Annotated in this window: 11 protein-coding genes and 1 pseudogene; 6 read left to right on the forward strand and 6 right to left on the reverse strand. The window is 62.0% G+C overall.

The window, feature by feature from the left end; translation table 11 throughout:
- The first annotated feature begins 242 nt into the window (after positions 1-242).
- Positions 243-1088 carry an AraC family transcriptional regulator gene (locus ACNQP3_RS28315; RefSeq protein WP_017338310.1) on the forward strand — a complete coding sequence of 282 codons (846 nt, stop codon included), beginning with the start codon at positions 243-245 and terminating at the stop codon, positions 1086-1088.
- Positions 1089-1132: 44 nt separating this feature from the next.
- On the opposite strand, the gene ACNQP3_RS28320 is transcribed toward ACNQP3_RS28315, so the two are convergent.
- Positions 1133-1642 (reverse strand): YkgB family protein, encoded by a 510-nt coding sequence (locus tag ACNQP3_RS28320; protein ID WP_200645981.1) that lies wholly within the window; start codon positions 1640-1642, stop codon positions 1133-1135.
- Positions 1643-2146: 504 nt separating this feature from the next.
- On the opposite strand from ACNQP3_RS28320, the pseudogene ACNQP3_RS28325 reads away from it, so the two are divergent.
- The 3 genes and pseudogenes from ACNQP3_RS28325 to ACNQP3_RS28335 all read left to right on the forward strand — a co-directional run.
- A pseudogene (locus ACNQP3_RS28325) lies at positions 2147-2602 on the forward strand (ATP-binding protein); the annotation flags it as partial.
- A gap of 175 nt (positions 2603-2777) precedes the next feature.
- A complete protein-coding gene (locus ACNQP3_RS28330; protein ID WP_179027467.1) occupies positions 2778-4565 on the forward strand; it encodes a monovalent cation:proton antiporter-2 (CPA2) family protein in 1788 nt (595 codons plus the stop codon).
- 391 nt (positions 4566-4956) lie between these two features.
- The gene (locus ACNQP3_RS28335; protein ID WP_012274791.1) at positions 4957-5250 is read left to right on the forward strand and encodes a hypothetical protein; all 294 of its coding nucleotides are present in this window, start codon (positions 4957-4959) and stop codon (positions 5248-5250) included.
- 176 nt (positions 5251-5426) lie between these two features.
- On the opposite strand, the gene ycaC (ACNQP3_RS28340) is transcribed toward ACNQP3_RS28335, so the two are convergent.
- Positions 5427-6056 (reverse strand): isochorismate family cysteine hydrolase YcaC, encoded by a 630-nt coding sequence (gene ycaC / locus ACNQP3_RS28340; protein WP_012274792.1) that lies wholly within the window; start codon positions 6054-6056, stop codon positions 5427-5429.
- A gap of 135 nt (positions 6057-6191) precedes the next feature.
- Between ycaC (ACNQP3_RS28340) and ACNQP3_RS28345 the strand changes: the two genes are divergently transcribed.
- Positions 6192-7103, forward strand: a complete 912-nt coding sequence (locus tag ACNQP3_RS28345) for a LysR substrate-binding domain-containing protein (RefSeq protein WP_012274793.1) — start codon at positions 6192-6194, stop codon at positions 7101-7103.
- A 76-nt stretch (positions 7104-7179) separates the two neighbouring features.
- Here ACNQP3_RS28345 and ACNQP3_RS28350 read toward each other — a convergent pair whose 3' ends face one another.
- From ACNQP3_RS28350 to ycaC (ACNQP3_RS28360), 3 genes are all read right to left on the reverse strand, one after another.
- Positions 7180-9162 carry an amidohydrolase gene (locus ACNQP3_RS28350; protein WP_012274794.1) on the reverse strand — a complete coding sequence of 661 codons (1983 nt, stop codon included), beginning with the start codon at positions 9160-9162 and terminating at the stop codon, positions 7180-7182.
- Positions 9163-9328: 166 nt separating this feature from the next.
- Positions 9329-9637: a hypothetical protein gene (locus ACNQP3_RS28355; RefSeq protein WP_012274795.1), complete on the reverse strand. Its 309-nt coding sequence runs from the start codon at positions 9635-9637 to the stop codon at positions 9329-9331.
- A gap of 116 nt (positions 9638-9753) precedes the next feature.
- Complete coding sequence (gene ycaC, locus ACNQP3_RS28360; protein WP_264316664.1) at positions 9754-10383, reverse strand: isochorismate family cysteine hydrolase YcaC; 630 nt, start codon at positions 10381-10383, stop codon at positions 9754-9756.
- A gap of 232 nt (positions 10384-10615) precedes the next feature.
- Here ycaC (ACNQP3_RS28360) and ACNQP3_RS28365 point away from each other — a divergent pair, with 232 nt between their 5' ends.
- On the forward strand, positions 10616-12043 hold the full coding sequence (locus ACNQP3_RS28365; RefSeq protein ID WP_041166807.1) for a mechanosensitive ion channel family protein: 1428 nt from the start codon (positions 10616-10618) through the stop codon (positions 12041-12043).
- Positions 12044-12089: 46 nt separating this feature from the next.
- Here ACNQP3_RS28365 and ACNQP3_RS28370 read toward each other — a convergent pair whose 3' ends face one another.
- The gene (locus ACNQP3_RS28370) at positions 12090-13376 is read right to left on the reverse strand and encodes an NAD(P)/FAD-dependent oxidoreductase (RefSeq protein ID WP_012274798.1); all 1287 of its coding nucleotides are present in this window, start codon (positions 13374-13376) and stop codon (positions 12090-12092) included.
- Positions 13377-13550 lie beyond the last annotated feature (174 nt).

Consider the following 13550-nt stretch of genomic DNA (forward strand, 5'->3'; position numbering starts at 1 on the left):
TTCGATGCGGCGCGCTTTAGCAGCTGTGACTGGAATATCGTCACTGGCTTCGTCGATACCAGATGGCAGCTCATGGCCGATTACTGCCTGTCGTGACGGGTAGTAATCGACGCTAAGCGGCCGTCACTTCAGGCAAAGATTGATCGAACTTAGCCCATCAGGTAATACAGCATTTGAGTCACGATGGGGCGCAATCCGGCGGTGTTATGATCTGGGCGTCTATTTCTGCCAAGAGATTGCCCATGGATCGCTTGTCTACCTTGTTGTCACAGTTCGGCGTGCGCGCAAACCTGTTTTACAGTGGCAAACTGTGCGGCTTGTCGTCTTACGACGGCGCTGACGGTCGTGGGTATATCCATCTGCTACAAGCTGGCAGTGTTACGTTACTGGGAGCCGATCGTAAGGAATTGCTGCTGATCCGGCCCAGCCTGATTTTTATGCCGCGCCCCAGCCGGCATCAATTGTTTGCCGGTGAGTCCGAGGGAGCTCAGTTGTTGTGTGCGTCAATGGAGTTTGAGGGTGGGGTCGATAACCCGCTGTCGGCTTCGTTACCCGATTGTCTGGTGTTGTCCCTGGATGAACTGCCAATGCTGGCCGATACGTTGAAATGGATGTTCGGCGAGGCGGCGGGTGCACATTGTGGTCGGGAGGCAGCGCTGGGACGGTTATTCGAACTGCTGGTCATCCTGTTGTTTCGACATCTGCTTGATCACAACCAGTTGCGTACTGGAATGATGGCTGGACTGGCTGACCCGCGGTTGTCGCGCTCTTTGGTGCAGATTCACAACGCACCTCATCGTGCTTGGTCAATTGCGGAACTGGCGAGCGAATCGAACATGTCTCGCGCGGCCTACGCGGTGCATTTCCGTGCCGTTATCGGGCAGACGCCCGCCGATTATCTGCTGAGTTGGCGTATCAGCCTGGCGCAGAAGCGACTTCGTGAAGGACGGTCGATTACACTGATCGCCTCCGAAGTCGGTTATGAAAGTCCTTCGGCACTTGCGCGCGCGTTTCGACGCAAGACGGGCTACAGTCCTCGGGACTGGATTAAAGACCTGGCAGGTTCAGATGATGGAGCGATGGCCTGAAACATCTAACTGCTCCGGGCCATCCCGGGTGGTCGATCATCGGCTCAACGGCGTTCCAGCTCCGTCAGAGAATGGCCAGCCACGAAAATCGAAGCGGCAAGTAACCCGATGTCTTTAAGTAGAAACTGACCTGGAGCGACCGTAATAGCGGGAAAACCGAGGCCGGGTTCGATCACGCCGGGGGTCGAGAACATGAAGCTCAAGGTGGTGAAAAAGAGTCCGGCAGAGAGCACGCCACCTATCAAAGAAAGCTTCGGTGACAGCAAGCGACCTGCAATCAGTATTCCGATCGAGACCTCCAGAACGCCAAGCAGATTGGAGAAGGTGTCGACACTGAAAATCTCATAAACCCAACCCAGGAAAGGGCTGTTGCTCACCAGCGGAACCAGTCCGACCGCTTCGTAGTGTGTGAACTTCATTCCGCCGAACCAGAAGTAAATGACGGCGAGCGCAAAATAGGCCCCGTAGATGCCAAGCGCCATGGTTTTGAACCCGAGCGTTGAAGGGTTTTGTGCGCTGTTGGTTTCGTAGTTCTCGATTCTGAAGGTTTTCATGATCAATGCTTCCAAGAGTGTGGTGAGGAACGCTAATCAGCAACCCTGCGCGGTGTGCGTTGGGAGTCGATACAGTGTTGCCTTTGTCCGCACGCTCGTGGCGTCTGAACGTATTGCGTTCGGTGCAGATCGTCTCGACTCATTCAGGTCTAAAGCGATCGCCATGCTCCCTGGCGGCACCATTTAAACCGTTTCTGAATGGCATAAAACAAGAGTCCTCGACGTCGGCTTTGGGTCGATAGATGCCGGTCAAGGCGCTCCTACTGTGCTGGTCAGATCCGGTGCAAGCGGCTGGTCAAGTCGAATGCAGATGACCGGTCAGCGGCAATGCAAAAGCGTGGTCAAGTGGAGTGCAATTGCCCAGCCAATGACTAAATCCCATTGCCTATGGACATTTTCGAGTCTGATGTCCACGTTCATTCAAGATATCCATGGACACTTTATGAGCAGTCCAAACCGTTCGTTTACGCCGCCTTCAGCGCTTGTCCATTGATACTATGTCGACCGTGCATGTGCGGCTACCTGGGCGACCCCACCGGCCGCTGCCGCTGCAGCACCGAGCAGATCGCACGGTATCGCAACAAGCTGTCCGGGCCACTGCTGGACCGCATCGACCTGCACCTGACCGTGGCCCGCGAGAGCACCACGCTGAACAACCAACCCTGCGGTGAGCCCAGTGCCGATGTGGCGGCCAAAGTGGCCCAGGCGCGCGCGGTGCAGCACAAGCGGCAAGGGTGTGCGAATGCTTTTCTCGATCTCGAGGGCTTGCGCCGCCACTGCGGGTTGGCGCCGGCGGACCAGGCCTGGCTGGAGGGGGCCTGCGAGCGGCTGACCTTGTCGTTGCGATCGGCACACCGGTTGTTGAAAGTGGCGCGGACACTGGCGGACCTGGAGTGTTGTGAAACGATTGGCAGGCCGCATCTGGCCGAGGCCCTGCAATACCGACCAGGGAGCGGTTAGATTCGCCTTGTGCGGCCCATGGCTGCTCGCCAATTGATCGCTGGCCACCGCTATCGTCTCTTCTATCAGGACAATGTTTCTCCCTGGCAGCAGATTGTCTGCCCCCACTCCAAGCCCCAGAATCGTCGGCCAAACTGTTCAAACGCTGCCCCGGCAGCTCATGGAGTACGAGCCAATGCCACACGAAGGCAGCCTTCTGCAAACCGCGGTGATTTTCCTGCTTGCCGCCGTCCTCGCTGTCCCGCTGGCCAAGCGCCTGCAACTGGGTGCCGTGCTCGGTTACCTGCTGGCCGGCGTGGTCATCGGCCCGCAAGCGCTGGGTTTGATCCGCGACACCGAAAGCGTGGCGCACATTTCCGAGCTGGGGGTGGTGCTGCTGCTGTTCATCATCGGCCTGGAACTGTCGCCCAAGCGCTTGTGGCTGATGCGCAAGTCGGTGTTCGGTGTCGGTACTGCCCAGGTGCTGCTGACCGGCGCGCTGATCGGTGCCATCGCCCTGTTCGGCTTCAGCCAGACACTGCCGGCTGCCATCGTGCTCGGCCTGGGCCTGGCGCTATCGTCCACCGCCCTTGGCCTGCAGAGCCTGGCCGAGAGCAAGCAACTCAACGCCCCGCACGGCCGCCTGGCATTCGCCATCCTGTTGTTCCAGGACATCGCCGCCATACCGCTTATCGCCCTGGTGCCGCTGCTGGCCGCCAGTGGCCCGGACACCAGTCACGGCGACAGCCTGCAACACGGCCTCAAGGTGTTCGCCAGCATCGCCGTGGTGATCATCGGCGGCCGCTACCTGCTACGCCCGGTGTTCCGCACCGTAGCCCGCACCGGCCTGCCGGAGGTGTCCACCGCCACCGCGCTGCTGGTGGTGATCGGCACGGCCTGGCTGATGGAAGAAGCCGGCATTTCCATGGCCCTTGGCGCCTTCCTCGCCGGCCTGCTGCTGGCCGATTCGGAATATCGCCACGAGCTGGAATCGCAGATCGAGCCGTTCAAGGGCCTGCTGCTGGGGCTGTTCTTCATCAGCGTGGGCATGGGCGCCAACCTTCGCCTGCTGCTGGACATGCCGCTGGTGGTGCTGGGCCTGACCCTGCTGCTGGTGGCGGTAAAGCTGGTGCTGCTGATAGGCGTCGGCCGCCTGGTTGGTGGCCTGAACAGCGCCAGCGCCCTGCGCCTGGGCATGGTGCTGGCGGCGGGTGGCGAGTTCGCCTTCGTGGTGTTCAAGCTGGGCAAGGACCAGGGCCTGTTCGACACCCAGACCTACGACCTGCTGCTGATGACCATCACCCTGTCGATGGCCATTACCCCGCTGCTGATGCTGGGCTGCACCCGCGCCCTCAAACGCCCGCAACCGGCGCGTGAAGTGCCCGAGCAGTACAAGCAGATCCAGACGGATACGCCGCGGGTGGTGATCGTCGGCATGGGCCGCATGGGCCAGATCGTCGCGCGCATCCTGCGTGCGCAGAAGATCCCGTTCATTGCCCTGGAAACCTCGGTGGACACCATCGAGATGACCCGCATGTTCGAACAGGTGCCGGTGTTCTACGGCGACCCCCTGCGCCCCGAGGTGCTGCACGCCGCCAAGGTGGGTGAAGCGGAGTACTTCATCATCACCATCGATGACCCTGAAGCTGCCATTCATACCGCCGAACGGGTGAAACGCCTGTACCCACACCTTAAAGTGCTCGCCCGGGCACGTAACCGCCAGCATGTGCACAAGTTGGTGGATGCAGGCGCCGAGCCGATTCGCGAGACGTTCTACTCCAGCCTGGAAATGACCCGCCGGGCGCTGGTGGGGTTGGGCTTGAGCGATGAACAGGCGGCGGACCGTATTGCGCGGTTTACCCAACATGACGAAGAAGTGCTGGTGGCCCAGGGGCATGTGCGCGATGACCGGGCCAAGGTGATGCAGACGGCCAAGGAGGCGCGGGTGGAGCTGGCGCGGTTGTTTGATTCGGATGGGGATTGAGGGCCTTTGTCGTACGCCTTGAGGGTTGTGGCGCCATTACGCGCACCCAAGAAACCATCACGGAATCGTCCGATTCTCAGCAAGATCCTACTTCCCGACCAACCATTTCCTACGTTACCGCCGATCCCGAGGATTTATCCTACACCCCGTGTCGACGCCCGTCTGATTGTCCGGGGAAGGCCTGCTCTCTAGGCTGACCGGGTCGCTGTCGGTTCAGCGATCGGGTGTGGAAACCCGGCAGGTAATCGGAACAGCTGTCGTCATGGCAGTTGCACGCGGGAGGCCGTATGGCCTGCCGGGGTTCCGATAGCCCGGCTTTCCACCCCGCGTGCAGCCGCCACCCTTCGCGTGGAAACGGATGGTGCCGGCCAACCTCTATCGGAGTTTGGCTATGAAAAAGATTGTTCCCGATCCACCCCTCCCCAACACCACACAACGCCCTTTCAGCCGCTGCGATGCCGGCCATCCCCCATTGTTCACCGTAAACCCCGGCGTCTCAGCCCACGACGCCCTGGTACATGTCGCCCAGTACCTGCGCGGTGCCTACGACTGTGGCTACAAAGCCCTGGAGCATCTGGATGAGACAGGCAAAAGCCTGTTCTGGAGCAACCTAAACTCACTCGAAATGGCAGAAGGGCTGGTTGAGGCACTGCTGGATGGGATTGAGTCACAGCCAATGAATTGATGCCGCCTGTACCGGCCCTTTCGCGGGTGACCCCGCTCCCACAGGATCACCACTGGTTCTGAAACTGTGCAGTACCTGTGGGAGCGGGTTCACCCGCGAAGAGGCCAGCACAGCAAACAAAAAAGGCCGGCCCCCTATAGAGAGAGCCGGCCTTTGCGCGCACTGCTATGGGTTGGTTACTTACCCGCAGTCAACGCGTTGTAGCTGGTCATCAAATTCCGATAATCCGGAATGTGGTTGGAGCACAGCGCAGCCAGCCCTTCCACATCGTTGCGCCAGTCGCGGTGCAGCTCACAGGCCACGCCGAACCAGGTCATCAGCTGGGCGCCCGCCTGGCTCATGCGGTCATGAGCAGCATCGCGGGTCATTTCGTTGAAAGTACCGGAAGCATCAGTCACCACAAACACATCGAACTCTTCTTCCAGCGCCGACAGCGCCGGGAAGGCTACGCAGACCTCAGTCACCACACCGGCAATGATCAGCTGCTTCTTGCCGGTGGCCTTCACCGCCTTGACGAAGTCTTCGTTGTCCCAGGCGTTGATCTGGCCTGGGCGGGCGATGTACGGGGCATCCGGGAACAGGGCTTTCAGTTCTGGCACCAGCGGGCCGTTGGGGCCTTGCTCGAAGCTGGTGGTGAGGATGGTCGGCAGGTTGAAGAACTTGGCCAGGTCAGCCAGGGCCAGCACGTTGTTCTTGAACTTGTCCGGCTCGATGTCGCGCACCAGGGACAGCAGGCCAGCCTGGTGGTCCACCAGCAGCACGGCGGCGTCGTCTTTGTTCAGGCGGTTGTAGGTGAATTTGCTCATGGTCTGTGCTCCTAAGGGTTATGAATTTTTCAGCAATTCGGGGTGTTTCGCGTTGATGGGCACAGATTAAAATCATCACCTTCACGGCGGTAGACTGCGAAAAATGCCTTTAGCGTTCCATTTGGAGAACGATCATTGGAAGACCTCAACTCCCTCTACTACTTCACCCAAGTCGTTGAGCACGGTGGCTTCGCCCCAGCCGGCCGGGCGCTGGACATGCCCAAGTCAAAGCTCAGCCGGCGCATCGCCGACCTTGAAGACCGCCTGGGCGTGCGCTTGCTGCACCGCACCAGCCGGCACTGCTCACTGACCGAGATCGGCCAGGCCTACTACAACCGCTGCCTGGCCATGCGCGTAGAGGCCGAGGGCGCGGCAGAGATCATCGAGCGCAACCGCAGCGAACCACGCGGGCTGGTGCGCATCAGTTGCCCGACTACCCTGCTCAATTCCTGGGTTGGGCCGATGCTGACCCGCTACATGCTCAAGTACCCGCAGGTGGAGTTGTTCATCGAAAGTACCAACCGCCGTGTCGACCTGTTGCACGAGGGCTTCGACATTGCCCTGCGGGTGCGCTTTCCGCCGCTGGAGAACACCGACATGGTGATGAAGGTGCTGAGCAACAGCACCCAGTGCCTGGTCGGCCAGCCGCAATACCTGGAGCAATTGCCCAAAGGTTTCGACCCACAGCTGCTCGGCACGCTACCGAGCGTGCACTGGGGCAGTGCCCAGCGTGAGTACCAGTGGGAGCTGTTTCAGGGTGAGGGCAACAGCCGCAGCATCGTCATCCCGCATAAGCCGCGCATGGTGACTGACGATCTGTTCGCGTTGCGCCACTTCGTGGTGGCAGGCGTGGGGATTGCCCACTTGCCGCGAGTGGCGGTGCGTGAAGACCTGGCGGCAGGGCGGCTGGTAGAGCTGCTGCCTGAGTGGCACCCGCGTTGCGGGATCGTGCATGCGATCTTCCCGTCGCGGCGCGGGTTGCTGCCGTCGGTGCGAGCGTTGATCGATCATCTGGCTGAGGAATTTGCCATCAGCGACATGGCTTGAGCACCGGCGAAAGCGCCAGCAGTGAAAGAACAGAAAAGGGGGCCAAAACTGGCCCCCTTTTTCACATCAGTTCAGCTTAGAAAGCAAAGCATGAACAACCCAGCGCACCCCAGAAGCCCTGGAAGTCATTCACCGGTACGCTCGAATGCCGCGCTTTCTCATGGCTGTGCGCATGCACCCCGCATGGCCCGCTGCACTGGTGCACGGCGGCGGCCAACGATGGCGTACCGACGCGCCAGTGCCCCGGCACCTTGACCACCGGCGACCATTCCGGCAACACAGGCACCTGCGGCGGGCCCAGTTTGTCGAACTCACCTGCGCCGTACACCACCTTGCCATCGACGATCGTCAGCACCGACTCGATGCCCTTGATCGCCTCTTCATCGACGCTGAAGAAGTCCAGCGACAACGCCGCCAGGTCGGCCAACTGGCCCACTTTGATCTGGCCCTTCTTGCCCTGTTCGCTGGAAAACCAGGCACTGCCCTGGGTAAACAGCTGCAGCGCGGTATCGCGGCTCAGGCCTTCCGGGTACAGCGCCATGCCGCCAACGGTCTTGCCGCTGACCAGCCAGTACAGCGAGGTCCACGGGTTGTAGCTGGACACACGGGTGGCGTCGGTACCAGCGCCCACCGGCACGCCCATGTCGAGCATGCGCTTGATTGGCGGGGTCTGCTCAGCCGCCTTGGCGCCGTAGCGATCGACGAAATATTCACCCTGGAAGGCCATGCGGTCCTGGACGGCGATACCACCGCCCAAGGCGCGCACGCGCTCGATGTTCTGCGGGGTGATGGTTTCGGCGTGGTCGAAGAACCACGGCAGGCCGTTGAACGGGATGTCGCGGTTGACCTTCTCGAACACGTCGAGCATCCGCGTGATCGATTCGTTGTAGGTGGCGTGCAAGCGGAATGGCCAGCGTTGCTCGACCAGGTGGCGCACCACCGGCTCCAGCTCTTCCTCCATGGTCTGTGGCAGGTCCGGGCGCGGCTCGAGGAAGTCTTCGAAGTCGGCGGCCGAGAACACCAGCATTTCACCGGCGCCGTTATGGCGCAGGAAGTCGGTGCCGCTGTGCAGCTTGACGCTGGCGGTCCACTTCTTGAAGTCGTCCAGTTCTTCCTTGGGCTTCTGGGTGAACAGGTTGTAGGCAATGCGCACGGTCAGCTGGTTGTTGTCGGCCAGCTCCTGGATCACCGAGTAGTCGTCGGGGAAGTTCTGGTAGCCGCCACCGGCGTCGATGGCACTGGTCAGGCCCAGGCGGTTGAGTTCGCGCATGAACTGGCGGGTGGAGTTGACCTGGTACTCCAGTGGCAGCTTCGGCCCCTTGGCCAGCGTGGCGTAGAGGATCATTGCGTTGGGGCGGGCGATCAGCATGCCGGTCGGGTTGCCGAACTTGTCCCGCTGGATTTCACCACCCGGCGGGTTCGGCGTGTCCTTGGAGTAGCCAACAGCCTTGAGTGCCGCGCGGTTGAGCAGTGCGCGGTCGTAAAGGTGCAGCAGGAACACCGGGGTGTCGGGCGCGGCCTGGTTGATCTCTTCCAGGGTCGGCATGCGTTTCTCGGCGAACTGGAATTCGTTCCAGCCACCGACCACACGCACCCACTGCGGCGTAGGCGTGCGTGCGGCCTGGTCCTTGAGCATGCGCAAGGCATCAGCCACCGACGGCACGCCTTCCCAGCGCAACTCCAGGTTGTAGTTCAGGCCGCCGCGGATCAAGTGCAGGTGCGAGTCGTTCAGGCCTGGGATCACCGTGCGCTGTTTGAGGTCGATGATTTGCGTGGCTGCCCCCTTGTGGGCCATGGCCTCGGCATCGTTGCCCACGGCGACGAAGCGGCCATCCTTGATGGCGACAGCAGTCGCGGTAGGTTTTTCACGGTCAACGGTGTGTAGTTTGCCGTTGAACAGAATCAGGTCGGCGGACATGGAACCTCCTTGGCTGGATGCGTGAGCTGAACCGGCTTGGCCGGTGAAGGGCAATGCGGACCAGAGCGCGCCGGCGGCACCGAGCACGGTGCTGGTGGCGAGGAACTGGCGACGGGTCTTGTCGTTGCGGTCCTGGGACATGATGTTCTCCGTCTCTGGGTGCGGTGGCAGGCGCAACTGTGGAGCATGCCGGTTGGTGCTGGGTCAGGGCCTGGATGGCTGTGCGATGGGTTGTAGAAGGTTAGCCCTGATCAAATTTTGTGCCGCCAAGGCTGCCCATTCGAGGTCAAGCCCGAGACGGCGCGGCTCACCCACGCAGCCAATTGGCGCAGCGGCGGGTTACCCAAGGCATGATGTAGAACACCACGGGCAGGATGACGAACAGGTTCACGACCAGGTTGCCGGTGATCGGGCCGCCCAACTGCGGGAAGCGTGCGAACAGCGGCGCCAGCAGTTGCGGAATGACCATGGTCATCGGGCAGATCACCAGGTAGGTCAGCAGCGCCTGCTTCCAGCGCGGCGGTTGAGCTACCGTGGCGCCCGTTGGGCTACCGAGCACCTTGTGTTGCAGGCATACGGTCACCACTTCGCGGTTGTCTTGGAGTGCGGTGTTCATCGGCGTTCCTTGGGATGAGCTTGCCCGCATCCACTGTGCAACGGCGGACGGGCGGTGGATTGGATGGGTATGCAGCCCTGGCCGGGCACCGCCTGGGGGTGCCCGGAAAGGTTGGCTTACTTGCCGGCGTTGAAGGCGTTGTAGCTAGTCATCAGGTTGCGGTAGTCCGGGATGTGGTTGGAGCACAGCGCGGCCAGGCCTTCGATGTCGTTGCGCCAGTCGCGGTGCAGCTCACAGGCCACGCCGAACCAGGTCATCAGCTGCGCACCGGCCCGGCTCATGCGGTCATGGGCGGCGTCACGGGTCATGGCGTTGAAGGTCCCGGAGGCATCGGTCACCACGAACACTTCGAACTCTTCCTCCAGTGCCGCCAGGGCCGGGAAGGCAACACACACTTCGGTCACGACGCCGGCGATGATCAGCTGCTTCTTGCCGGTGGCCTTCACGGCCTTGACGAAGTCTTCGTTGTCCCAGGCGTTGATCTGGCCTGGGCGGGCGATGTATGGGGCGTCCGGGAACAGCGCTTTGAGCTCCGGCACCAGCGGGCCGTTGGGGCCTTGCTCGAAGCTGGTGGTGAGGATGGTCGGCAGATTGAAGAACTTGGCCAGGTCGGCCAGGGCCAGCACGTTGTTCTTGAACGCGTCCGGCTCGATGTCGCGGACCAGGGACAGCAGGCCAGCCTGATGGTCGACCAGCAGTACGGCGGCGTCGCCTTTGTTCAGGCGGTTGTATTTGAAGTGAGTCATGGTGGCAGCTCCTGATGGTTTTGATTTTCAGTAAGTGGGGTGTTTCGCGTTGATGTTTGAAGATTAAAACCAGGACCTTTGGAGCGGTAGATGGTGGTTTTTGGCTTGAGCGTTCTGTTTTAGGAACGATAGATTGGCGTTGGTTTTGCTGGCCTCTTCGCGGGCTGCCATTGCCTGCCCTGCAAACCTGCTCTATTACTACCCACAGCCCTCCCCTCACCCCGAGACCACCATGCTGGCGTTCATCCAGTCATCCCCGTTGTTGCTCGGTACCGCCCTGATCCTGCTCGACCTCGTGCTCTGGCAAGCCATCCCCATGCAGCGCCGAGCCTGGCGCATCGGTACGCGGCTGGTGATATTCCTGCTGTTCAGCTCAGTGCTGGTGGCCGCCGGCATGAGCCCGTTGCAACCACCGCCCTGGCCCGACGATGTCTCGCGCAACCTGATGGCCACGGTGCTGGCGATCGGCTGGTGGCTGTTTGGCGCACGCACGGTGACCGTGGTGTTCGGCCTGTTGCTGGTAGCCCGTGGCAGCCATGGCGGGCGGTTGCTGCAGGATGTGCTGGGGGCGTTGATCTTCCTGGCCGCCGTGGTGGCTGCCGCAGGCTATGTGATGCAGCTGCCGGTGAAGGGCCTGCTGGCCACCTCCGGGGTGATGGCCATCGTCATTGGCCTGGCGTTGCAGAGCACCCTGGCCGACGTGTTCAGCGGCATCGTGCTGAACACCACGCGGCCCTACCAGATCGGCGATTCCATCTCTATCGACGGCACCGAAGGCAAGGTGCTGGACATCGACTGGCGCGCCACCCGCTTGCTCACCGGCAGCGGCAGTTTGGCGGTGATCCCCAACTCGGTGGCGGCCAAGGCACGGCTGCTCAACCACAGCCGCCCGGCCGATGTGCATGGGGTCACGATCAGCGTGGTGGTGCCGGCCAAGGTGCGCCCCAAGCGGGTGTTCGACGCGCTGGAAAAGGCCTTGCAAGGCGTCAGTGCCATTCTTGCCACCCCAAAACCGAAAGTAACGGTGAAGGCCTCGACGCTGGAGTCAGTGGAGTACGAGGCCAGTGGCTTCGTGGCCGATATGGGCGCCAAGGGTGACGCGCGCAACCAGCTGTTCGACCTGGCGCACCGGCATCTGGAAGCCAGCGGAGTGATGTGGAACGTCGACCTGGCCGTGCCGCCGCGCAGCCGCCAGCGCGAAGTGCTGGACGAGGTCCGCGTGTTCCGCTCGCTGAGCGATGAAGAGCGAGACGCCTTGAGCCAGCGCATGACCGCAGTGGAGTACCTGCCGGACCAGGTGATCCTGGGGGTTGGCGAGCATTCAGATCATTTGCTGGTGATTGGCAGCGGGGTGGTATCGGCGTCGGTGCGCGATGGCGACAAACTGCTGGAAGCCGGGCGCATGGGGCCGGGTGAAGTGCTGGGGATCGAGGGCATCATCGACGAAGACGATTCGCTGGCCGAGTTCCGCACGCTGACCAGCTGCGTGCTGTACCGCATCGACAAGGAACAGGTGAAGAGCTGCCTGCAGCAGCGTGGCGAAGTGCAGACGGCGTTGAGCAAGTTGCAGCGGTTTCGGCGGCAGAACCGCGAGTCGTTGTTGCTGCAGAAGCCGGCCCTGATCAAGAAAGGCGGCTTCCTCAGCTGGTTACACAAGTAAGCCGGTACTGGCCTCTTCGCGGGTTCACCCGCGAAGAGGCCAATGCTTACAGCACAACTCTCAAGCATTGCCCCGCGTGGTACAGCGAGAAGCCGGACTCATAGAACGCGGTGCGCAATGAAGGCGCACTCACCCCGCTCATGGGCGAAAACGGAATCGGCAGGCTGTCCGCTTCCCCTTTCAGCAAAAACTCGGCAAATGCCCGACCGATCACGGTGCCCGTGGTATTGCCCCGCCCGTTGTACCCCGTCACCGCCACCAGCCCCGGCGCCGGCTCGAACAGGCGCATCAGGTGGTCGGGGGTGAAGTCGATGCAACCGGTCCAGTGCATTTCCCACTCGACCTTGCCCAGTTCCGGGTAGTAGTGGCTCTGGATCCGGTCCGCCCAGCTGCGCACGAACCACGCTGGCTTGTTGTCGACCCGGCCCAGGCTGCCGAGCAACAGGCGGCCCTGGTCGTCGCGGCGGATGCTGCTGAGCACGGTGCGGGTGTCCCACGAGCCCTGGCCATGCGGCAGCACCTTGTCGGCGGCTGCGCCTTGCAAAGGCTTGGAAGCCACCTGGTAGTAGTAACCGCGGAAAAACTGCTTCTGCAGGTTGCTCCAGTCGCCTTCGGTGTAGGCACCAGTGGAAATCACCACCTTGTCGGCGCGCACCGAACCCCGCGCAGTCTTCACCCGCCAAGCATCGCCGTCACGCTCCAGGCCTTCGACCGAAGACTGCTGGAACAGCTTGCCGCCCAGGCGGGCCACGGCGGCGGCCAGGCCCTGGGTGTAGCCCATCGGGTTGATGGTGCCGGCGCGGCGGTCGAGCAGCGCGGCAGAGATCTTGTTGGTGCCGCAGTATTCCTGGCATTGGGCGCCGGTCAGCAGCTCGACGTCGGCACCACGGCGGCGCCATTGTTCGTGGCGGGCTTCGAGGTCGGCGATGCCCGTGGCGTTATGCGCCATGTGCAGCGTGCCTTTGTGCTGGGCCTGGCAGTCGATGCCAAGGCGTTCGATCATGGCGAACACTTCAGCCGGGGCTTCGCCAAGCACCTTGTTCAGGCGGCTGCCTTGCTTCTGGCCGAGGGTGGCCTCGACGTCGTCGGGGCGGATCCAGGTGCCAGCGTTGACCAGGCCGACGTTGCGCCCGGAACCACCGTGGCCGATCTTCCACGCCTCCAGCAAGATCACCGACTTGCCCTGTTCGAGCAGATGGATGGCTGCCGACAGACCGGTGATACCGCCGCCGATCACGCAGACATCGGCCTTGTGCTCACCGGCCAGGGCCTGGGCGGCAACGCTCGGTTTGCTGACGAATTCCCACAAGCATTCTTGACGCAGTTCGGACATGGCCCGGCTCCAGCAGTGTTGTTCTTATTGCAGGTGCATCTGGTTTATTGGGGCCGCTTTGCGGCCCATTCGCGGGTGAACCCGCTCCCACAGGGACATCACAGGTTCCGAAAGCTGTGTTGTCCCTGTGGGAGCGGGTTCACCCGCGAACCGGGGGCATAGCCCCCGGCCATG

Source organism: Pseudomonas sp. LFS074, assembly GCF_047978165.1.
GTDB classification, from domain to species: domain Bacteria; phylum Pseudomonadota; class Gammaproteobacteria; order Pseudomonadales; family Pseudomonadaceae; genus Aquipseudomonas; species Aquipseudomonas putida_P.